Source organism: Streptomyces changchenzhani, assembly GCF_039766235.1.
GTDB lineage: Bacteria > Actinomycetota > Actinomycetes > Streptomycetales > Streptomycetaceae > Streptomyces.
In genome coordinates, this window is record NZ_JBDHNH010000003.1 from 648,205 (window position 1) to 667,032 (window position 18,828).

Sequence of the window (18,828 nt, forward strand, 5' to 3'; positions counted from 1 at the left end):
CTAGGCGCGGTGGGGGGTGGCGGCAGCGGGTCACAGGTCGGGCGGGGACGCCCTGGATGGCCTGGCGGCCCTCCAGGGTGGTCTGGCGGGCGCCTTCGGCGCGTTCACCGCCAGACCATCCCGCGCAAGCGCGGGACGCCAGGCCGGGCGCCTTCGGCGCGTTCACCGGCCTGGTGGCTGGCCCTGCGCAGCAAGCTGCGCGCACCGGGCCAGCCATCCGCGCCCTTTGCTGTGACCCGCTGCCGCCACCCCCCACCGCGTCCCCCGGTAAGCGCGCTCTGACCTGGGTTTTGCATAGAAAAATGAGCCGAGGTGCTGTAAAGTAATACCTGTCGGAAGGGGCGGCATACCCCGACCGGCAACCAGCATCGAGGGAAGGAAACCAAATGATCCGTCAGTTGCTTCCGGCAGCTCTGGAGAACCGGCGCAGGGACATTCGAGTGGTGGACTCGCTTCCGGCGAAGGGATTCCCGGGGTACGTGAACGCCGTTCAGCGCATGGCCACCGTTCACGACGTCTACGGGTGGACCAACGTCCACGCACACATCAACATGTCGGCCGACGAGGCGTACGCCCTGACCGACAAGCGTTCGCCGCACGCTCTGTATGAGCTGATGCTGATGTCCGCCGGGGTCACGTCCCTGCCGGGGCTGCACGACCACTCGCCGGAGTTCGGCAGGGCGCTGGGAGTCATCGCGGCCCGGTTCGCGGAGCACTGCCGCGCCTATGAGCTGAGCCCGGTCGTCTCGTGGAGCTATGACCCGCACACCGTTGACCGCGAGTCCATCCAGGGCGAGAAGCGGTTTCACGCCCACCTCGTGGGACGCACCCAGGCGGAGCGCGCGGCAGTCGAGGCGCGGGCCGTGCGGGCGGGGCGGCTCTCTACCGTCCGGTCCCGGCGCATCGTTGAGGAGGCATCCGTTCTGGGTGCACTGATCAGCGCGGACATTGTGGACGGCGACGCGCTGCGGGTGCTGGAGCCCGTACAGGCGTTCTCCACCCACACGGCCACCGCGACAGCGCAGTTTCGGCTTCCGCAGGGGTGGGAGAGCCTGGCCAGCCCGGACCTGCCCGCCGATCTGGCGTACATCCACCGCAAGCTGCGGAGGATGTACGACGAGATCATGCGCGTCTGCACTACCGGCACGGCGGGAGTGTGGCGGCGTCCCACCGTCCGGGAGTTCGACCCGCAGCACATTGACGTACCGCTGCGGGCGGCGACCCGGGCGGCGCTCGCGCACTACCTCCGGGGCTTGCGCCCCGAGCTTCTGTCGGAGCCGGTCGGGCGGTCGCGGACCACATTCGTCTATCCGCTGGCCGACCTTGCCTACGCGGTGACGATCGCCGAGCAGGACGGGCAGGTGTTCCTGCACCTGCGTATCAACGTTTTCTCCGACCTGGGGGGCGCGGGAATCAGCATCATGGACGGAGTGATCGTCAAGACGAAGAAGGGGGTGGGCGACATGAGCCCCGCCGAGATTGCCGGGCGAGCGGCGTTCCAAGGCGACTTCCTGCGGATGCTGCACCGTCACCCGCAGGCGGCGCGGGCGCTGTTCCCGCGCCTGTAGAGCCGCAGGGCCGGGCCCGGTCATCGGGTCCGGCCCTCAGCCGCCTCACCCGTCCCGCCCCCCTCGTGATGATCATGAGGGGGGCGGGACGCGGCGAAAGGACAGCCGCAAGCGGCTGACGTCCGCCCCTTGAAGCGCCCTTCGGGCACGGGGCGGACCAGCGGAAAACGCCGCCCCCTGAGTGGCCTTCGGCCACGGGCGGCTTTTTTCTGCCCTTCGGGCAGGCGCTGCGCGCCCGGCCCCTTGAAGCGCCCTTCGGGCGCGGGCCTGCCCCTGCGGGGCCAAGGAGCCGCCTGCGGCGGCACAGGCACCGGAACCTGCTCCGTCGCCCATGGATCCCATGGGCGAATGGCGGTCCTAAGTGCTGTAAAGTTTCACCTGTCGGCTCTCTGTGAGAAAGAGGCACACATGCACAAGGTCGCCCTGTTCGGAGCACCCGCCACGGGGAAGACCACCCTGGCCCGGTGGCTTTCGACAGAACTGGACCAGCCCCACACCGACCTCGACGACCTTCTGTTCACCCCGGACGGGCCGCTGCCGCTGAAGGAGTTCCGCCGGCAGGCAGGAGAGATCACCCGCACCGACGGATGGATCGTTGAGGGAAACTTCTCCAAGCTCGCCGACGTCGTCTGGCACCGGGCCGACACGCTGATCTGGCTCGACTTCCCGCTGCCCCTGATCCTGTACCGAATCGTCCGGCGCAGTCTGCGCCAGCTCACAGGCCGGGAGGACAGCATGCAGGCCAGGCGCCTGACGTGGTCCGCGGCCTTCTTCGCCCGCCGATCTCTGCTGCGCACCGCGATCCGCAAGTACCGGGCCAATCGTCCCCGCTACGCCCGGCAGGTCGCCGAGACGGCCGGCCTGGGCGTCGAGGTCGTCAGGCTCCGCAGCCCCCGCGAGGTCGCCCGTTGGAAAAGGCAGACAGCGAAAGGGCCGGCGGAGAGCCGCTTGCGAGAAGCGGCCCGGCACACCACCGGCCCTTAACCAGCATCCACGCCGACGTCACCGCCGGCCAAGGAAGCCCCACCAGCGTAGCCCGCCCCCGACGAAGACTCCGAAGGATCCCTTCCGTGATTCCCCGCGGCCGCCCCGTGATCAACGAATCCGACATCGCCCGGCAGGTCGGCGTACCCACCGCCACCTGGCGGCGGCGCGACGCCCCCGCCTTCCGCCAGCGCGTGCCCGCCCTCTTTCCCAACAGCCGCGTCCTGATCTACGACCAGGCCCAGGCCCAGGCCCACATTGAAGGCCGGCCAGTCCCCGCCCTGCCCACCGGAGAACATCCCGACGACCTCCTCAATGACGAGGAAGCCGCCGCCCTGCTCGGCGTCACGGCGAGCACCGTCCGCGCCTACGCGACCCAGGGCTACCTGCCGGCAGGCACGACCGTCTACAGCCTCCGGCTCTGGACCCGCCGCGACATCGAGGAGCGCCGCAACACACCTCCCCGCCAAGGAAAGGGGGGCGGGCGCCCCTCAGGCAGCAACGGGCCTCGCAAAGCCCACGCCTACGAAGGCGATCCCCGCCTGCACACCGCCGCCGCAGCACTCAGCACCACGGAAGACACCCCCCGCACCCGGCTCGCGGCGAGCCTCGCCACCCAGCACGGCGGATCCACCCGCACATGGGAACGGCTCCTCGCCCAAGCCGACCAGCCGACCGGAACGGACCCCGACGTCCTCCCCGGTCCCTTGTCCCACTGACTAACCGGGTACGACCGGCCTCTTGACGCTGATCACTACTCGGGCGGATCGTGGCCGTCTGCATCACGCTCCACCCCGAAAGGGGGGCTGGTATGTCGTTCACCTGGCGCTACGTGGTGCGCCCCGACGGTGCGTTCTGCCGTATCGGCAACCTTGATGGCAGCCTCGACAACGTCGGCGACGAAGAACTCGCCCGGCTGCACCCTGTCCGAGACGAAGACAAGCAGCCGGCCCGGCCCTGCTCCCGGTGCGATGGCGACGTCCTGCTGCACTGGCACGGCCCCTTGATGACCGGCGAGTGGATGGAGCTCTGCCCGGCCTGCGACGCCCATCGTCCCGCCGCCCGCGCGTTCATCCACTGGTACCGCGATGCGGACCGCGATCCGAAGAAACTGCCCAGCCTGTTCGAGGACTGGGAGACCGAGACCATGCACGCCCAGGGCTGGGCCCGCACCCCGCAGCCCGATGCACCGCCCAGCCCACCGGCGCCCCTCAGCCTCGTACCGCGCGGACAAGGCTGAAGCAGGGACGGCGAAGCCTCCGGGGTCAACAGCCTTGGAGGCTTGTTCCATGCCCCGCTCTTTGGTGATTCCGGTAGTGCGGCTCGCCCTGGCTGCGGCATTGTCGTTCCCAGTGCAGAGCGCCCCTGTTCCGGGGTGCTGGGGAGCGGGCGAACGTAGGGGTGGCCATGGGTACGGGTGAGCGGGAGACGTGGACTTCGGAGGAGTTCGGTGCTTCTCACGAGGGAGCGGTCGGCGTGCTCCTGAGCGATGGCGCTGTCCCGCCTCCGGTCTTCTTCGCGATGAGTTCCGGTGGGGGCGGGCAGTCGGTGTCGGAGTGGAGCGTCTATGACGGCCGTGACTTTCACGGGCCGCGGGCTGCCACTCTGCGCGCCGTGTGTTCCTGTGGCTGGATGGGCCCCGAGCGGACGCTGGACTGGGAGGCGATCGGTGACCGGGACCTGACCGACGCGGGCGGAGGTACGGCGAGCACGTGCACGCTGGACTGGGACGCGCACACCGTCGAGGTGGGGCAGTCGGCCATCCCTCTGCCGGAGACGGTCACCTCTCTGCTGACTCAGCTCCAGGAAGAAATTGAGAAGTTGGCGAAGACCTCGCCGCTGGCGGCCCTGCGGGCGGCCCGCCTGCTGGAGGTGACCGCCGTGGAGGTCGCGTACTGGCCGGCCCACGACGCCCGCCAGGATGCAACCCCCGGACAGGCCGCTACCGCCCTCGGACTGAACGAGGACGCCGCACGAAAGCTGATGGCCCGCTTCGGCCGCTGGAGCCCCTACCGGTAGGCAGCACTTCTGACTCGATCCGGACGCATGAAGCCGGCCGGCGCAGAGCCTCGGACACGACCCTGACGCAGACTGAACTCGGGTTCAGCCGACCCTGTGCGTCGCTCGTCCGGGCCGGGTGTCTGCGAACGTTCTCGCCCACCCCATGGGCCTTGATGTACTGGACTGTCGGAGCAGGGCGAAGCAGGGGAGCGGGACGTTGGCCGGGCACAGCAAGGGTCACACCGGGCGCGTGACGGACTTCAAGGACTTCGAGTGGGTGGTGTGGCGCCTGGAGGTCCAAGACCCATCGCAGCTCGCGGGCGAGGATCCGGACCTGGACGAGCGCACCCGGGAGGCGATGACAGAGCTGGCCCCGTCGCTGGCCTGCGTGTACGAGCACTGTGTCGACTACGACTCCTACGACGACGAAACGCCGTACTACGCCTGGTGGGTCCGCCTGCCCGCAGCCGAAGCAGGCCGCGATGCCCCAGGAGTACCTCGAAGGCCGCACGACGGACCCCGAGACGTGGATCACCTCGCCGCAGAACCTCGCCCGGATCGCCGCGCACACCCGGGCAGCGGAGGCTCGCGGCCGCATGGTCGAAGAGCAGGCGCAGCGGGTGGACCAGGCGAAGGAGCCTGCGCCGGCCGCCGATCCGGGCAGTCAGCAGCAGCGGCACCCCACGGCGCAGCCGGACCAGGGCAGGGGAGCGGGCCCAACCGCTGAGAGGTCGCCAACCGGCCAGCGCATGGCCGATTGGTGACTTCACCCGCGAGGGCCGGCGGACCGGACTGAGAATCGGGGGCGATGGCACCCGGCACGGGAGGAACCTTGACCGACCTGCACGAACCCCTGGAACCGCTGGAGAGCTACCCCGACGAACTGCCCCCGCCCCGCCAGCGCGGCGACGTGAACCTGGTGGGCCTGCTCAGCGTCGCCGACGACCTCGCCCGCAGCCTGTCCGCGCTGAAGATCCGGGTACAGCCCCACGACCCGAAGACCTCGCTCGTCAGCCCCGAGAAGGCACGCGAGAACACGGAGAAGGAAATCGACCGGCTCCTGGGCACGGCCGTCTACCTCCAGCGCCACGCCCACGCCGCGCTGCTCGGGCGCTGCGTCCTGGGCGCGGACTCCAAGGAGGACTGCTCCACCGAGGGCGCCAACCTCCAGCTCAACGTCTGGGACGACACCACGCGCGCCGGGACATCGTCGAAGACGGCACCACGGGCTGTGTCGCCCACACCGTCGAAGCCGCCCGCCGGACCATGGCCGACCCCGCCAGCCGCAAGATCCTGCTGGCCTTCGTCCGCGACGACGAAGGCCCCGCCGTTGCCCGCGCCCTCGGGCTCGGGCCGGACGACACCGCGCAGTTCTTCGACCGCGGCCTCACCCTGCGCCCCGAACACCGCGTCTCCTGACCCGCCACCCGCCGGTACAGCCCGCATTGGAGTGCCACGTTGACCTACGAGCCAGTCGACCTGAACCTGACCGATCCGACGAATGGCTTCATGCACTTCGTCCTCTACACCGAGGCGCGCCTTGGTGTGGCTTCGTCGTCGCTGAACGCTGAGGTGGGCGTCGAGTCGCAGCAGACCGTGACACCGCACTTCCAGGAGTGGCTGGGCAGGCTGGTGCGGTGCGAGCCGAACGCGTTGCACTGCACGCTGGTGGAGCCGACGAAGATCCCGGCCCTGTTCGATCCGTGCGTTACGGAGGACGCCGGCAGTCCGTCGGCGGTCTCCGGATCGGGCTGCGTGTGCCGCCGGACCTTCTACGACCCTGAGTTTGGGCTGCCCGTCGTCGGCAAGCACTTCAAGCACCGGGGCGAGGGTGGCACGGACGAGTGGAGCTACAAGACGTTCGCTCCGCTGGCCCTGCGCCCTGACGACGTCTTCAGCCGTTTCCACACCGGGCGCAGCCTGTTCTGGGCGCGGACGGAGAAGGGGGACTTGTCGATCCTTCCGCAGCGTGAGGGGCGCGGGTACAGCCTCGGCTATAGCGGCGGAGGACCGCACGCCCTGGCCGCCTACCTCACCCAGCTCGCCGAGACCGACGGCCAGAACACGGCCGTCGGCACTTCGTACTCGCGTGAGGATGCACATCCCGCGATCCTCAACTGGACACAGAGCAGCGCGGCCGATCGCGGCACGAACGAGCTGAGCCTGGGCGACCTCAAGGCCATGCAGCAGAGCTGACCGGCGCACCGCCCGGACGCCCCACGGACCAGCCCTCCGTGGGGCGTCCGCGTGCGCGCGACCCGGAAGGCCGGACCGGCGCGGGCCCGCCTCGCGGAACGGACAGCGAAGTCGCTGCGCCAGCAGCCGGGACGCTGCCGCAGCGCACGCCCTGGACTCGGTGGGGATCGGCGAGGGTGCGGGGGAGTGACCCGCCCAAGCACGGAGGCCCCGATGGTCAACCCGATCCCCACGTACCTATACCTCTCGCCGGAGCAGTTGGAGCACCTGGAGGAACTCGCCGACGCGAGCCGGCTGCGCGCGGCGCGGTTCCCGTCCCCGAAGCCGCCGCCGGTCCGGCGCAGCTCACGGCAGCACCCCGGCGGTCGGCCGAACCCGTGGCGCGTTGCGCGTCTGCGCCGACGTCACCAAGGGTGAGCCGACACGGCGGGCCCCACCGCGAGTCCGGGCGGCCCGCCCACCAGGACGGCGTACGTCTGGTGCGGAAGCGGACCCGGGATCGTCGTGGTCGCGGCCTGCCCCTCACGATGACCGGGACTTCCCCAATTGGGGAAGTCCCGTGCTCTTGGCGGGCCCGGCTACGGCAGCTGAATCTTTCGGCGTAAACCGTGACCGCAGGTGCGGCCCGACGATGCACCGCCCGGAGAGTGGAGCCCACCGTGGCGCGCATCGGGTGGGAGTGGGACCACCCGGCATCCGGTGCGCGCACGCGATGTCGACGGTGTACGGCATCGCGTGCACCGTGCGCGCGCCGACGATGTCGCGCACTCCCGCCCGGCGCACCGGTGCGCTCCGGCCACCGCACCGTGCGCGCACGGAAGAGGGATGGTGCGCGCGTACGGTCCGGCCGCGCGCGCACCGATCCCTCGTGCGGCGGCTCGGCGCACCGCCCCGCGCGAGCCGGGGCGCACAGGAGTAGGTCACCCGCCGGGGCCACTCAGCTCCGGTCCGGCGATCAGTGGACGAGCCCGGAACGGGACCGCTTTCGGTGATGTCAGTCATAGACAACTCGCCCATTCTGTACGGGTCGAGAGAAAGCGGGCGGTTTCGTGAGGCTGCGGACAAGGGGGTGTGTGATAGAGGAGCTCGGCTCGATTCGGCCCTCTCTCAAGTTGACAACGCCGTTGGCGGCCTTGCTGGGCGGGTTCGATCCCTTGTTCGCGCGGCCTGAGCCGCGAGAGGTGTTCGCGGACCTGGTCGAGGGGCTGCTGTCGGATCTGCGGCGGAAGAACGCGTTGAAGTTCCCCCTCTGGTCTGGACAGGTTGATACTGGGACGGATGTTCCCGGAGGAAGCAGTCCAAGGTAGTGAGTAGCAAGAGCAACACGAGCAAGCGGTACACGGCCGAGTTCAAGCGGGACGCGGTCGCGTTGGCGCTGTCCTCGGGGCGGACGCCGACGGAGGTCGCCCGGGAGCTCGGTGTCAGCGCCGAGGGCCTGCGGAACTGGGTCAACCAGGCCAGGGCTGACCGGGGCGAGGGCCCGGCCGGCGCTCTGACCAGCGACGAGCGCGAGGAACTGGTCCGTCTGCGCCGACGGGACCGGGAACAGCAGCAGACGATCGAGATCTTGAAAAAAGGCCTCGCCTTCTTCGCGAAGGAGATGAAGTAGGCACGATGTGCCGCTTCATCGACGCGGAGAAGGCATCTGGGGAGAACCCCGGCGGGTACACCGTCGCGCTGATGTGCCGGATCTTGGGGCTGGCGCGCTCCACCTACTACGCGCACTGCGTGGCCCGGGCCGCTCGCCGGGTCCGCGACCGGGCCGAAGAAGTGCTGGTGTGGGAGATCCGGGTGCTGCACGCCGGATCTCGCGGCGCCTACGGGGCCCCGCGTATCCACGCCGCCCTGGGCCGGGCCGGGCGGGCGGTGAACCGCAAGCGGGTCGAGCGGTTGATGCGCGAGCACGGCATCGCCGGCATCACCCGGCGCCGGCGGCGGGGGCTGACCCGGCAGGCCAAGAGGACGGTGTTCGCCTCCGACCTGATCAACCGCGACTTCACCGCCCCGCGCCCGGGGATGCGCCTGGTCGGCGACATGACCGAACTGGCTACCGCCGAGGGGAAGTTGTACCTGGCGACCTGCATCGACCTGGCGACCAGGGAGGTGACCGGCTGGGCGATGGCCGACCACCACCGCGCCGAGCTGCCGGTGGCCGCCCTGCGGATGGCGGCGGGGCGTGGCGCCCTGGAGGATCGCTGCGTCATGCACACCGACCGCGGATCGGAGTACACCAGCACCGAATTCCGAAGCGAGATACGGAAGTTGCGGATGAGGCAGTCCATGGGCCGAGTCGGCTCATGTTACGATAACGCCGCAGCGGAGAGTTGGTTTGCCCTACTAAAGGCCGAAATCGGCACCAGCGAATGGGTCACCCAGGCCGAGGCCCGCGCCGACGTCTTCCGCTTCATCGAAGTCGAGTACAACCGCACCAGGCTCCGAGAGCACCCCGAGTTCGGGTACCTCACCCCACTCGAAACCCGAGCCAGACTGCAGCACGACTTCACCCCCGCAGCGTAACCATCCGCTGTCCAAGAACAGGGGGGAACTTCAAGCACCGTTCGCACAAGGGCTTGAACAACCGGGCGGAAAACTCCCACCAGCCGACCCGGCAACGCGAGCGCGCCATGAAGGGTTTCCGTTCCGTCGGCGCGGCCCAACGGTTCCTGGGAGCCTTCAGCCGGATCTCACCCCACTCCAGACCCCGCCGACATCTCCTCACCGCACCCGACTACCGGGCCGAGATGACCGACCGTTTCACCACCTGCAGGCAGGCCACCGGCCTGTCCCCGGTCGCCTGACCAGGGGCCCCACCGCGGCCAGACACGTCCCCAACCGGACCACGCCATCGCGGGCTCCAACAAGTTGACAACGCCCGACGGAGTCCTGCTGCATACGGAAGCGCTGCGCAGCCGCATCCTTTCCTACCGGACGGGGAGAGTATGTAGCTATTGGCCCGTTACTGTGGAAGGTCCCGGATGTACACTGCCGCCACTCGTCTGCGCCACGTCATCGACGACATCGTGCGAGCCGTCGACGAGGGGAACGATCCCGAAATCGAGCGTCTGCTGACCGAATTGGTGGCCAGCCCCGACCCCGGCGCGCCGCACGCACTGCACGCGGCCCTCGCGGCGGAACAGGCCCGACCGTCCGGCTTTCACCCAGCCCTGTCGTGACGGTTGGCTCCGGTGCCCGTGCTGCGTCATTCGTAGCTCTTGCTTTCGGGTAGACGTACGGACGACCCGACGCCGGGGGAACGCCGGGCCGTCAGCCTCACCGTAGTGGCGCGGCCACACCGACGTCCGGAAATCGACACCCCCCTGCGGCCCGGGACCGAGAGCGCGGCGCGCCGTCGCCGACGCGGTCGTCGGTGCGACCGGCTCCAGGGCCGGCGCTCGAACGGCCCGGTCGGCGGCCGTACCGCCCGGCTGTCCGCTCTTCAACTTCTGTCTGCGCCGGGCGCGGCCCGGCGCAGACAAACTGCCGGGCGGCCGTTCGCCCGCCCGGCAGTTTGGCCTCAAGCCAACCCCGTGAGGCTGGAGTTACTTCATGTGTCCAATGCGCAAGGTGCTGATCCCGGGCCCGGATGACGAGGTGCCGGCCGCCCTGGGCCGTGCCGTTACGTCACGCCCGTCGAAACCAGCGTGCGCAAGCCGGCAGAATATACTCACCGGCTGTCACCGGGGCGAAGGCCAGGTCGCGGTCGCGGAGGGACGAATGGCCGGGGCGCGCTGGTTGTCGATGTCGGTGAGGTAGGGCGCGACAAAGCCGTGGTAATCGGCTTTGCGGTGGGCGGGGAGATCCTTCCAACCGGTGATGCGGTCACGGCAATGGGGTGACCCACACAAGCAGTGGGCGGCGAAGTGGTCGACCCTGTAGTTCCGCATGGCGTAGTCGAAGGTGATTTCCTGGCCGGCGACGATGAGCTTGCGGGCGACGTAGTCGTGGGCGCCCCCGGCGTTGAGGCGGATCCCGCAGTTGGGATCGCACGAATGGTTGACCTTGGTGACCAGGCCTCCGTGCAACACGAAGCGCTGCGCGCCGACTTGGGAGGCGTGCGAATGATTGCGGTCGAGTTCACGGTCGATGACGCCGACCATCACCGTCTCCCCGATGTGGAACGACCTGGTGGCGAACACGCCTTCTCCCCTGGCCCCGGTGACGTGGAGCTGGTACCCGCTGTCCATCATGTCCCGCTCTCTGAGTGTCGGATCGCCTGCGAGCTGACACTCCGCAGGGTACGGCCGCTCCACGCGCCGCTCCTCAGGATCAGAAGTACCCGAACGGCTCATCACCCTTTGCAGTCACACAGTGTGGATCGCCTCGCAAAAGGACGAGTGGCGGCCGAATGACCCATGACCCTGTGGGGCTCGGAAATTCATCGCTGCACGTCAGCCCGCGTATCGGTACTCGTTGAGGACGCCCCCGAGAATGCGGGTGCGCAGGAGCCTGCGGCCTTCGAGGTCGTGGACGGCGGCGGTCTGCTGATCTGCGTCGGGTGGTAGCTGTCGGCGGGCTCGGTGGGGCCGATGTGTAGTGCTGCTGGTAGGCGTTCACTGTCGGGCGTGGGACTCGCCCGTTGTCAGAATGTGGTCGAGTGCCTCGCGCCGGGTACTGCCGATCACCCGTTCGCAGTGCGCGTTCATCCGAGGCGCCCGCGGGGCGCTCAAGACCACGTCCAGGTCCTCGGACTCGAAAACGGCCTCGAAGGCTGGGCCGTACGTGCTGTCGCGGTCGCGCAGCAGGAGCCTCAGCGACTCCATGCGCGTGCCCAGGTCGGCGGCGAAGTTCCGCGCCTGCTGGGTAGCCCAGGACCGTTCCCAAGCCTCGAGATTGGGTGGAGAGCCTGGTGGTGGTGGTGGTGGTGAACCCTCATGACTGCGGGGGGAGGCGCGGCGAGTTCCGTGCGCGCTCGGGGCGTGTTAATGGGCCCATACTGGGATCATGACGACCTATCAGGGGCCCGTGACCGTAGTCGGCAGCGACGTCGAAGCCACTATGCAGGCCGACTTGTCTGTCAGGGCACGCGACCAGACGAAGATCTGGAGCGGCCAACTGTCCGGCTACGAGGACGCCGACATGTTCAAGGTACTGACTTCAGACACAGCTGTCATGCGGCTGCCGGACGGGCGGGAGGGCCGGTTCGTCCTGGAGGGCAAGCTGGCGCCGGGCCAAACGTCAGTGGGAGTGCTGGGTAGCGGCCCGGCGCCTTTCTGAGAGGCACAGCAAGTCCGCGTGTAATCGGCAGCACGGTGTGCGCAATGCGACGAAGAGGGGCAGTCGCGGCGGGCCCCTGCGCGTGGCTGGTGGCCTCCTAGGCCCTGTCGAGGTGCGGGAGGCCACCAGCCGCAGTACGCGCGGGTTTGCTACATGGGGTCGATGCCCTGGCCGCCCATGCCGCCCTCCTGCTGCTTGCTCTCCTCCTGCAGACGGCGGGCCTTGTCCGTCAGCCGCTTGCGCTCCTGCGGGTCGGTGGCACGCTCCGCCGCGTCCGTCAGTTCCTGCGCCTTGGCACGCATCTGCTGGGCACGCCCGCCGGATTCGCCTGCAACACTCATGATCACTCCTGGAAGTGTGGGGGAGAGGACCCGGCCAGCGAATCAGCGCCAGGGTGCTCGCGCATCTTGAACGGTCACCCACCGCTATTCCGGCAGCTTCAGTGCGCCGGAGCGGACGGAGCTGTTCGAGAACGTCTGAGTGTGCGTGGGCCGGGCAGGAGAACGGGATGGCTGACCTTTCGCACTTGCTGCAGCAGACCATGAGCCGCCGTCATCTGACCGCTCAGGCACTCGCCGAGCGCACTGGCATCCGTACTCCACCCATCCGGGTATTCGCCCAGGACGGGGCACACGGCCCCGTCCACCCCACGGAAGCAGAGCTGGCCGAACTCGCCGTGGCCCTGGCACTGCCCCTGCCCGATGTCCTCGACGCCGCCGGTCCTGCTGCCGGCGCACCGTCCTGACGTCCGTTTGGGGAGGCCCCGCCGTGGCCGCGCTCGCAGTCCTGCTTCCTGCTGTTTTCCTCGGTCTCATTCTCGCCCTGGGCCGTTACGAAGAACGCCTTTTCACCTCACGGCCCGCCGCGCAGCACCGCCGCTCGCCCACACACCGCCGCCACGCCCGCCGGTGAACACAACGGCACGCAGCGGTCCTTCCAACTGCCCTGAGATCCGTGCCCAGCTGGTGGCCCCACACTTCGGCGTTCCGGAATACGCGAGTGGCGCCAACCCGAAGCGCTCTGCGGCAACGGCCGGACAGACCGAGTGCGGCGTGGTGGTCTGCTCCGGCACCGGCGGTAGCACCACGACGATCCTGCGCACCCTCACCGCCCAGCTCCTGCACCACGGCGCCCACGCCCTGGTCCTCGCCCTCAAGCGGATCTCGCACCGGTGGGCCAGCGGCGTGCCCGGCGTCACCTACTGCCGCGAGATCGCAGCCGACGGCCGAGACCAGGTTCAGCCTGCCCCGCCGCTCCTCGCATCGCCGCCAGCGCCACTGACTCGCAGGGCCGGATCGCTCGCGTGCTGCTTCCCCGCAGCGGTATCAGGCCGTCGCGTTTAGTGTGAAGACAGGGCGCGGCACGCTCCCTGCTGTCTCCTCGGAAGGGATGACCGGCGATGACCGATACCGGACAGACCAATCAGACCGAGACCACCCTGTCCGTGGGCGGGCACGGCGAGAAATCCCTCGGCGCGGGACACGGAAGCGATCCGGGTTCGCGTGGCCGTACGACGATCGCCGATGGTGTGGTGGCGAAGATCGCTGGAATGGCGGCCCGGGATGTGCCTGGGGTCCATGCGATGGGCGGCGGGTTCGCCCGCGGCATGGGGGCCATGCGTGAACGTGTTCCCGGCGTGGGCGGCAAGTCCGTTACCAGCGGGGTGAGGGTCGAGGTCGGTGAGGTCCAGACGGTGGTCGATCTGGAGGTCGTCGTCGAGTACGGCGTCTCCATCATCGAGGTGGCGGGCGACGTACGCGAGAACGTGATCACTGCCGTCGAGCGGATGACCGGCCTGGAGGTCATCGAAGTCAACATCGCGGTGGGTGATGTGAAGCTGCCTGACGAGGAAGACGAAGAACCAGAGCGGCGGGTTGCGTAGCGGTGCGCCTGCGAACTGTGACGCGAAGGAGCGCGGGATGAGCTTTCGCCCACCCGGACTCGTCCGCAGCAGTAGCCCCACCAACACCATGCCCCCGCACTACAGAAACCCGCAGATAGCGGGGTGTTCATGAGGACGGCATCGCGCACCTGGCGGGCCGAGGGGGTGGCCGCGCGCTTCTTCGCCGCGTAATACGTGGAGGGGGCGATCTCGCAGTCGTGCTCGGTGAGCGTCCCGCAGATCGGCTCGACTCCGCCGAAGCGGTCCCGGTGCTCGTCGATGAACGCTACGAGCGTGTGTGTGGCCGGTCGAGCTCGGCCGCGAAGAAAGACGCCGCGGCCTTCAGGGTGTCGTTCGCCCGCTTCAGCTCGGCGACCTCCTTCTTGAGGGCCTTGAGCTGGGCGGACTCCTCCGTCGTGGTACCGCTCCGGGCGCCGGCGTCGACCTCGGCCTGACGCACCCAGTTCCGCAGGGACTCCGGTCCGACATCGAGCTTCGCGCCGATCGAGCGGATCGCCGCGGACTCGGTCTTGTACTGATCAGGAGTCTCCAGGACCAGACGCACGGCCCGCTCCTTGAGCTCCCTCGGGTATTGCTTCGCCATAACGGACTCGTACCCGGAACGGTTCAGTCACGAGGCGGCCACCTGCCGTTGGCAGACCTGGCGCAGCGCGAGGACGACTTTGTCTGCCAGGAGCAGGGGTGGGGTGTTGTCGCGTGGGGCGCTGATCCAGTGCGCGGCGGCGGTGCCGTGCGGGGTGCAGGGCAGGAGCAGTTGCTGGTTTCGGGAGAGCACCCGCATACCCCGTCCCTGGGCGGTGTGGCCTGTGCCGGCGGGCACCATGACGTAGAGCCGGTCGCTGATGTGGTCGGCCAGGACCGGGTATCCCAGGTGTACGTCGGCGCCCATCTTGTCCAGGGCGTCCAGGCCCAGGCCGATCGGTGCGATGACCATGACGTCCCAGGTGTCACCGCACCGCGCCCAACGGGTTGAGTCGTTTCCCTTGGCCCACAGGGTCCGCGTCCGGGCGTCGACCGCATCTTTCGCCGCCCAGGTCGCACAACTCGGTGGTAAGGCTTCCTCCGACACGATGAACTCCCTTCAATCGCCCGTTGCTTCTCTTATAACAACGTGCGCCGGGCGGGGCGGTCTCAGGCCGAAAGCCGACCGGATTCCACCGTAAGAGCTACGCAGCACCACAAGCACCGTTCTTGCCCAGCGTGAGGGCCCCGCACACCAGGGCCCGCACACCCAGGCCGCTACGGTGCGCTAGCTGGCGACATCGCGGACATCGGCGAATCATCCGTCCTCGAAGTGATGCTCGGAGTCGTGAGGGGCGCTGCTCTCGGTGATCAAGGTGTGGGCCCCGGCCACTGCCCCGGCCTCCAATTTCGACACGATGTCGTCGGCCTGGTCGTCCGCGATCCCGACGGCGGCCAGGGCCTGGAACACGGTGAACCTGGCCGCCGTGGCCTCGTGCTGGTGCTGGCTGATGCGGGCCAGCTCCTGGCCGTTCGCGTCCGCGCCCGGCTGCTCGGTGCTCACGCTGTGCCTCCCTCGTCATCGCTGGTAGCCGTGAACGGCGCCAGCCGTGTCGACAGGGGGAGGGGCCCGACAGAACACGGTTCGTGGACTGGTGCTTGTGGGGGGCGCCGATGATCCGACTCGGTATTTCCATCGCGATTTCGTACGAGATACTGAGGCCTTTAATTTTCCGCTGACCACGGGTGGCCGAAAATGTCGAAAATCTCGGCATTCGGCCATCTCGGCTCAAGCAAGGAGAAGGCGAGCAATCGGCGCGGTGTGCCGCCGCTGCGCAGCCCATCTGCCCTGGCGCTGCGCCGGCGCGCTCATCGGGCCCCGGGCGCCGGGTGGCCAGGAGTGACTTCCGGCTGCCGCAATCTGACAGAACCCCCAGCTCAGCGCCTACGCGCTCCAGAAATTCGAGGACTGGCTAATTCGCGTCGATATTTGGCAGCCGCATCAGTGAATATTGGCTAAACGCCTAAATCCAAGGGAGTTCTTCTACCGCAGGTGATGTAGGGCCCTGTTGGGTAAATATTGATGAGGATCGCACTCCTCGTACCATTACAAATATCGGGACATGCGTGTCCCATGTAACTGCGCGGAATTTCACGGACTGCCTTGGCGAACTGCCGTGCATGCGGCACGGAGAGCTGTTCGAGAGAAATTATTCTTTTCTCGGTGCCGTGCCACCTGGTTTCGTGCTTCGGATTGACCCTCGCTTCACCTGAGCCAGAGGAACCCTGTGAACAGGAAACAGACCACCGCTCTCCTCGCCCTCCCGACCCTCTTCGCCGGGGCTGCACTCTTCCTCGGCGCTCCTGCCGGCGCGTCGGCCCTGGCCTGCACCGCTGGCACCGCGGGCGTCGCGGGTGCCAACGGCACCGCTGCCCACCCTGCCGGGTTTCCCGGGACCGCGGGTGGCGCCGCGACCGGGACCGGGAACTGTGCCGGCGGTGCGGGCGGTCCGGGCGGTAATGGTGTGCTGGGCGGGGTCGGGGGTGCGGGCGGCAACGGCGGGCTCGGGCTGGGCGGCGGCTCCGGTGGAGCGGGTGCTGTCGGTGGTAACGGTGGCCCCAGCGGTGCGGCGGGCGGTAACGGTGGGACCGGTGCTACCGGCGGCCTTAACGGTGCGGGCGGTGCGGGCGGTGCTGGTGGTGCGGGCACCCAGGTCGCTGCGGGCGGCACCGGTGGTCCCGGAGGCAACTCCGGTGCCAGCGCCGGAGCTGGCGGCAAGGGTGGCCTGGGTGGCGTCGGTGGATCCTCCGGTGGTGCGGGCGGCAACGCCGGTAACGGCGGCATCGGCCACGGCGGCGGCACGGGCGGTAACGGCGGCGCCGGCGGCATCAACGCCTCCGGTAACGGCGGCAAGGGCGGTAATGCCGGAAACGGCGGCAACGGCAGCTCGGGTGGTGCTTACCCGGGTGGTGCCGCGGGCATCGGGGGGGCCGGTGGTGTGAGCTCCGGAGGTATGGCCAACTCGGGCGGTAACGGGGGCATCGGCGGCAACGGCGGTGTGAAGTCGGGTGCGAGCGCTGATGGCACCTGCGGTATCGGCGGAGCAGGCGGCAACGCCACCGGGGGTGTGCTCTTCCAAGGAGGGACCGGCGGCACCGGCGGAACCTTCGGTGCCGGCAGCCCCTGCGCGAGCGGCGCCAACGGAACACCGTGATCTGCCACACCCGGGTGCCCCACCCCATCGCGCCGCAAGGTCACCTGGTGACCTCCCGGGACGGGCTGGTCGCACCCTGACCCCCCGCCACTGAGAGCCGGTTCACCGGCTCTCAGTGGCGGGGTTGTGCCCGGGCTGGCATCCGCGGCAAAGCAATCGGTTGCCGGCTGCGGGAACGTGTGAGTGTCGGGAGCCGCCCCGCAGCGCGTCCGAGCGCACGCGGCGGGGCCAATTCTCATACGGAGCGTCGCGTGCTGCGCGGCGTCGTGCTCCTGGGGGGCGTCAGGGTGTGGGGAGCGGCGGGACAGGAGCGGGCACTACGCAGCCGGCTGCGGCGGCTGCGGTTTTGAGGGCGTCGGCAGCCGCGGCGTTTGCCGTCTTCTGTGCCTTGAGGGCTTCCGCTGCCGTGGCTTGGGCGGCGGCGGGGTTGGCAGCGATGACCAGGGCGGCGGCCATGCTGGCCGCCGCAGCGACGTTGGCGGCCGCGAGGGCTGCGGCCTTGGTGGCCGCGTCCTGGAGCAGACCCACGCAGGCTGCGGCATCGGGGGGAACGGGAGCGGCAGCTGCTGACGACGCGGTCAACAGCCCACCGCTGACCACCAGGACCGAAGCGGCCAGGGACGTAGCGACTGAACGACGAAGCTTCATGCAGGGAACTCCTCACACATAAGGGACGCGCCAACACCGGGCAGAATCAGAGCCGGATCGATGCCTCGTTGAGCGGGCCCACCACCACGCGGCAGGCGATGGCTACTTGCCCTACGGCAGGCCACGGCCGGCCCCACCAGAGCCGACCACACGCGCACCCCTTCCGCACTCTCACGCAGGCCGAATGAGATTCGGCCATATGACGAGGACTCAAAAGACGAACACCCTGCGCACGTTCGGCGAACCGGCACGGCTCTGGGCAAGTTTCCGCTTTTCCTAGGTCGCAGATGCGGCCGCACGACGAGGCATCGGTCGAGATCCCCCGGCAGCCCCCCTTGCAGAGCAGGGGCCAGATTCGAGCTGGCTACCGCTTGGCGGTAGCGGAGCGTGCTCAGTCGGCTAGGCGGCGACCTTCTCGGAGCGGGCAATTACAGCCAGAATTCATTGAATCTCTCTATTTCCAGACATTTAATCATCTGGTGCTGCGCGGGTGGGGCCATCGCCGCCTACGTTGTGGGTGTGCCGGTCGGGGAGTATCTCCGAGCGCACAAACCGAAAGGCGTACCTCATGCGCATCCTGCGCACCAACGCTCTTGCCCGGACCTTTCTGATCAGCGCGATCGCCGTGGCCGGCCTCGCCGCCCCCACCCTGGCTTCCGCGGCGGCCCACCCCGAGGCGGGCAGTTCCCGGACGTCCATCAGCTTGGGCGCCCTTGGCGTCCCCGGTGGTAACGGCGCCAACGGCGTGGGGAGCAACGGCGGCCTCGGCGGCCTGGGCGGCACCGGTGGAGCGGCCGGTGCGAACGGCAACGGTGGTATCGGTGGCGGCGGTGGCAACGGCGACGGCATCGGAAGCACCGGCGGAGCCGGTGGTGCGGGTGGCGCGGGCGGGGCCAACGGCGACGGCGGCGCGGGCGGCGCGGGGGGTGCTGCCAACCAGGGCGGCACCGGCGGCAAGGGCGGTGTGGGCGGCGTAGGTGATGCCGGTACCGGCATCACCGGCGGCCAGGGTGGCCAGGGCGGTGCCTCCACGGCCGGCGGCACCCACAAGGGCGGCACCGGTGGCGCTGGCGGCGCGGCAAGCCCGGTGTGTCCCGGCCAGCCCGGCGGCGACGGCACCGCCGCCACGCTGACCGCG

General features: G+C 69.2%; 25 protein-coding genes and 2 pseudogenes. 20 read left to right on the forward strand and 7 right to left on the reverse strand.

The window, feature by feature from the left end:
* The first annotated feature begins 386 nt into the window (after positions 1-386).
* From ABCR94_RS14120 to ABCR94_RS14180, 13 genes and pseudogenes are all read left to right on the forward strand, one after another.
* Positions 387-1,568: a hypothetical protein gene (locus ABCR94_RS14120; RefSeq protein ID WP_347119592.1), complete on the forward strand. Its 1,182-nt coding sequence runs from the start codon at positions 387-389 to the stop codon at positions 1,566-1,568.
* A 408-nt stretch (positions 1,569-1,976) separates the two neighbouring features.
* Positions 1,977-2,552, forward strand: coding sequence for a P-loop NTPase family protein (locus tag ABCR94_RS14125; RefSeq protein ID WP_347119593.1), 576 nt, complete (start codon positions 1,977-1,979; stop codon positions 2,550-2,552).
* A gap of 86 nt (positions 2,553-2,638) precedes the next feature.
* Positions 2,639-3,271, forward strand: coding sequence for a helix-turn-helix domain-containing protein (locus ABCR94_RS14130; protein WP_347119594.1), 633 nt, complete (start codon positions 2,639-2,641; stop codon positions 3,269-3,271).
* A 92-nt stretch (positions 3,272-3,363) separates the two neighbouring features.
* Positions 3,364-3,792, forward strand: a complete 429-nt coding sequence (locus tag ABCR94_RS14135; protein ID WP_347119595.1) for a DUF6300 family protein — start codon at positions 3,364-3,366, stop codon at positions 3,790-3,792.
* Between the two features lie 236 nt (positions 3,793-4,028).
* A complete protein-coding gene (locus tag ABCR94_RS14140; RefSeq protein ID WP_347119596.1) occupies positions 4,029-4,571 on the forward strand; it encodes a hypothetical protein in 543 nt (180 codons plus the stop codon).
* 464 nt (positions 4,572-5,035) lie between these two features.
* On the forward strand, positions 5,036-5,317 hold the full coding sequence (locus tag ABCR94_RS14145; RefSeq protein ID WP_347119597.1) for a hypothetical protein: 282 nt from the start codon (positions 5,036-5,038) through the stop codon (positions 5,315-5,317).
* A 68-nt stretch (positions 5,318-5,385) separates the two neighbouring features.
* Positions 5,386-6,015 carry a hypothetical protein gene (locus ABCR94_RS14150; protein WP_347119598.1) on the forward strand — a complete coding sequence of 210 codons (630 nt, stop codon included), beginning with the start codon at positions 5,386-5,388 and terminating at the stop codon, positions 6,013-6,015.
* Positions 6,012-6,749: a hypothetical protein gene (locus tag ABCR94_RS14155; RefSeq protein WP_347119599.1), complete on the forward strand. Its 738-nt coding sequence runs from the start codon at positions 6,012-6,014 to the stop codon at positions 6,747-6,749. Before ABCR94_RS14150 ends, ABCR94_RS14155 begins: the two co-directional genes overlap by 4 nt.
* A gap of 213 nt (positions 6,750-6,962) precedes the next feature.
* Entirely contained in the window at positions 6,963-7,166 is a 204-nt protein-coding gene (locus tag ABCR94_RS14160; protein ID WP_347119600.1) for a hypothetical protein, read from the forward strand.
* 889 nt (positions 7,167-8,055) lie between these two features.
* Positions 8,056-8,358 (forward strand): transposase, encoded by a 303-nt coding sequence (locus ABCR94_RS14165; RefSeq protein ID WP_347119601.1) that lies wholly within the window; start codon positions 8,056-8,058, stop codon positions 8,356-8,358.
* A 5-nt stretch (positions 8,359-8,363) separates the two neighbouring features.
* Positions 8,364-9,266 carry an IS3 family transposase gene (locus tag ABCR94_RS14170; RefSeq protein ID WP_347119602.1) on the forward strand — a complete coding sequence of 301 codons (903 nt, stop codon included), beginning with the start codon at positions 8,364-8,366 and terminating at the stop codon, positions 9,264-9,266.
* Between the two features lie 32 nt (positions 9,267-9,298).
* A pseudogene (locus tag ABCR94_RS14175) lies at positions 9,299-9,547 on the forward strand (DDE-type integrase/transposase/recombinase); the annotation flags it as partial.
* A 177-nt stretch (positions 9,548-9,724) separates the two neighbouring features.
* Positions 9,725-9,922, forward strand: coding sequence for a hypothetical protein (locus tag ABCR94_RS14180; protein WP_347119603.1), 198 nt, complete (start codon positions 9,725-9,727; stop codon positions 9,920-9,922).
* A 501-nt stretch (positions 9,923-10,423) separates the two neighbouring features.
* Here the strand turns inward: ABCR94_RS14180 and ABCR94_RS14185 are convergent.
* The gene (locus ABCR94_RS14185) at positions 10,424-10,936 is read right to left on the reverse strand and encodes an SET domain-containing protein-lysine N-methyltransferase (protein ID WP_347119604.1); all 513 of its coding nucleotides are present in this window, start codon (positions 10,934-10,936) and stop codon (positions 10,424-10,426) included.
* A 363-nt stretch (positions 10,937-11,299) separates the two neighbouring features.
* Entirely contained in the window at positions 11,300-11,509 is a 210-nt protein-coding gene (locus ABCR94_RS14190) for a hypothetical protein (protein WP_347119605.1), read from the reverse strand.
* A 181-nt stretch (positions 11,510-11,690) separates the two neighbouring features.
* On the opposite strand from ABCR94_RS14190, the gene ABCR94_RS14195 reads away from it, so the two are divergent.
* The gene (locus tag ABCR94_RS14195) at positions 11,691-11,963 is read left to right on the forward strand and encodes a hypothetical protein (RefSeq protein ID WP_347119606.1); all 273 of its coding nucleotides are present in this window, start codon (positions 11,691-11,693) and stop codon (positions 11,961-11,963) included.
* A gap of 149 nt (positions 11,964-12,112) precedes the next feature.
* Here ABCR94_RS14195 and ABCR94_RS14200 read toward each other — a convergent pair whose 3' ends face one another.
* Positions 12,113-12,304, reverse strand: a complete 192-nt coding sequence (locus ABCR94_RS14200; protein WP_283521297.1) for a DUF6381 family protein — start codon at positions 12,302-12,304, stop codon at positions 12,113-12,115.
* Between the two features lie 167 nt (positions 12,305-12,471).
* On the opposite strand from ABCR94_RS14200, the gene ABCR94_RS14205 reads away from it, so the two are divergent.
* The 4 genes from ABCR94_RS14205 to ABCR94_RS14220 are packed head-to-tail and all read left to right on the forward strand — an operon-like array spanning position 12,472 to position 13,845.
* On the forward strand, positions 12,472-12,708 hold the full coding sequence (locus tag ABCR94_RS14205; RefSeq protein WP_347119607.1) for an XRE family transcriptional regulator: 237 nt from the start codon (positions 12,472-12,474) through the stop codon (positions 12,706-12,708).
* Positions 12,709-12,731: 23 nt separating this feature from the next.
* Positions 12,732-12,875 (forward strand): hypothetical protein, encoded by a 144-nt coding sequence (locus tag ABCR94_RS14210; RefSeq protein WP_347119608.1) that lies wholly within the window; start codon positions 12,732-12,734, stop codon positions 12,873-12,875.
* On the forward strand, positions 12,872-13,306 hold the full coding sequence (locus ABCR94_RS14215) for a hypothetical protein (protein WP_347119609.1): 435 nt from the start codon (positions 12,872-12,874) through the stop codon (positions 13,304-13,306). Before ABCR94_RS14210 ends, ABCR94_RS14215 begins: the two co-directional genes overlap by 4 nt.
* Before the next feature lie 56 nt (positions 13,307-13,362).
* The gene (locus ABCR94_RS14220; RefSeq protein ID WP_347119610.1) at positions 13,363-13,845 is read left to right on the forward strand and encodes an Asp23/Gls24 family envelope stress response protein; all 483 of its coding nucleotides are present in this window, start codon (positions 13,363-13,365) and stop codon (positions 13,843-13,845) included.
* A gap of 286 nt (positions 13,846-14,131) precedes the next feature.
* Here ABCR94_RS14220 and ABCR94_RS14225 read toward each other — a convergent pair whose 3' ends face one another.
* From ABCR94_RS14225 to ABCR94_RS14235, 3 genes are all read right to left on the reverse strand, one after another.
* The gene (locus ABCR94_RS14225; protein WP_347119612.1) at positions 14,132-14,449 is read right to left on the reverse strand and encodes a transposase; all 318 of its coding nucleotides are present in this window, start codon (positions 14,447-14,449) and stop codon (positions 14,132-14,134) included.
* 27 nt (positions 14,450-14,476) lie between these two features.
* Positions 14,477-14,800, reverse strand: a complete 324-nt coding sequence (locus ABCR94_RS14230) for a hypothetical protein (protein ID WP_347119613.1) — start codon at positions 14,798-14,800, stop codon at positions 14,477-14,479.
* A 345-nt stretch (positions 14,801-15,145) separates the two neighbouring features.
* Positions 15,146-15,391 carry a hypothetical protein gene (locus ABCR94_RS14235; protein ID WP_347119614.1) on the reverse strand — a complete coding sequence of 82 codons (246 nt, stop codon included), beginning with the start codon at positions 15,389-15,391 and terminating at the stop codon, positions 15,146-15,148.
* A gap of 724 nt (positions 15,392-16,115) precedes the next feature.
* Here ABCR94_RS14235 and ABCR94_RS14240 point away from each other — a divergent pair.
* A complete protein-coding gene (locus ABCR94_RS14240; protein ID WP_347119615.1) occupies positions 16,116-17,042 on the forward strand; it encodes a hypothetical protein in 927 nt (308 codons plus the stop codon).
* A 282-nt stretch (positions 17,043-17,324) separates the two neighbouring features.
* Here ABCR94_RS14240 and ABCR94_RS14245 read toward each other — a convergent pair whose 3' ends face one another.
* The gene (locus ABCR94_RS14245) at positions 17,325-17,690 is read right to left on the reverse strand and encodes a hypothetical protein (protein WP_347119616.1); all 366 of its coding nucleotides are present in this window, start codon (positions 17,688-17,690) and stop codon (positions 17,325-17,327) included.
* A 568-nt stretch (positions 17,691-18,258) separates the two neighbouring features.
* Here ABCR94_RS14245 and ABCR94_RS14250 point away from each other — a divergent pair.
* Positions 18,259-18,828 (forward strand): annotated as a pseudogene (locus ABCR94_RS14250) (hypothetical protein); the annotation flags it as partial.

What these genes read in the sequence shown, in the direction of transcription:
- ABCR94_RS14120 (WP_347119592.1), top strand. Translation starts at nt 387, where the DNA reads ATGATCCGTCAGTTGCTTCCGGCAGCTCTGGAGAACCGGCGCAGGGAC.
- ABCR94_RS14125 (WP_347119593.1), top strand. Translation starts at nt 1,977, where the DNA reads ATGCACAAGGTCGCCCTGTTCGGAGCACCCGCCACGGGGAAGACCACC.
- ABCR94_RS14135 (WP_347119595.1), top strand. Translation starts at nt 3,364, where the DNA reads ATGTCGTTCACCTGGCGCTACGTGGTGCGCCCCGACGGTGCGTTCTGC.
- ABCR94_RS14145 (WP_347119597.1), top strand. Translation starts at nt 5,036, where the DNA reads ATGCCCCAGGAGTACCTCGAAGGCCGCACGACGGACCCCGAGACGTGG.
- ABCR94_RS14160 (WP_347119600.1), top strand. Translation starts at nt 6,963, where the DNA reads ATGGTCAACCCGATCCCCACGTACCTATACCTCTCGCCGGAGCAGTTG.
- ABCR94_RS14170 (WP_347119602.1), top strand. Translation starts at nt 8,364, where the DNA reads ATGTGCCGCTTCATCGACGCGGAGAAGGCATCTGGGGAGAACCCCGGC.
- ABCR94_RS14180 (WP_347119603.1), top strand. Translation starts at nt 9,725, where the DNA reads ATGTACACTGCCGCCACTCGTCTGCGCCACGTCATCGACGACATCGTG.
- ABCR94_RS14185 (WP_347119604.1), bottom strand. Translation starts at nt 10,936, where the DNA reads ATGATGGACAGCGGGTACCAGCTCCACGTCACCGGGGCCAGGGGAGAA.
- ABCR94_RS14190 (WP_347119605.1), bottom strand. Translation starts at nt 11,509, where the DNA reads ATGGAGTCGCTGAGGCTCCTGCTGCGCGACCGCGACAGCACGTACGGC.
- ABCR94_RS14195 (WP_347119606.1), top strand. Translation starts at nt 11,691, where the DNA reads ATGACGACCTATCAGGGGCCCGTGACCGTAGTCGGCAGCGACGTCGAA.
- ABCR94_RS14200 (WP_283521297.1), bottom strand. Translation starts at nt 12,304, where the DNA reads ATGAGTGTTGCAGGCGAATCCGGCGGGCGTGCCCAGCAGATGCGTGCC.
- ABCR94_RS14205 (WP_347119607.1), top strand. Translation starts at nt 12,472, where the DNA reads ATGGCTGACCTTTCGCACTTGCTGCAGCAGACCATGAGCCGCCGTCAT.
- ABCR94_RS14220 (WP_347119610.1), top strand. Translation starts at nt 13,363, where the DNA reads ATGACCGATACCGGACAGACCAATCAGACCGAGACCACCCTGTCCGTG.
- ABCR94_RS14225 (WP_347119612.1), bottom strand. Translation starts at nt 14,449, where the DNA reads ATGGCGAAGCAATACCCGAGGGAGCTCAAGGAGCGGGCCGTGCGTCTG.
- ABCR94_RS14230 (WP_347119613.1), bottom strand. Translation starts at nt 14,800, where the DNA reads ATGGTCATCGCACCGATCGGCCTGGGCCTGGACGCCCTGGACAAGATG.
- ABCR94_RS14245 (WP_347119616.1), bottom strand. Translation starts at nt 17,690, where the DNA reads ATGAAGCTTCGTCGTTCAGTCGCTACGTCCCTGGCCGCTTCGGTCCTG.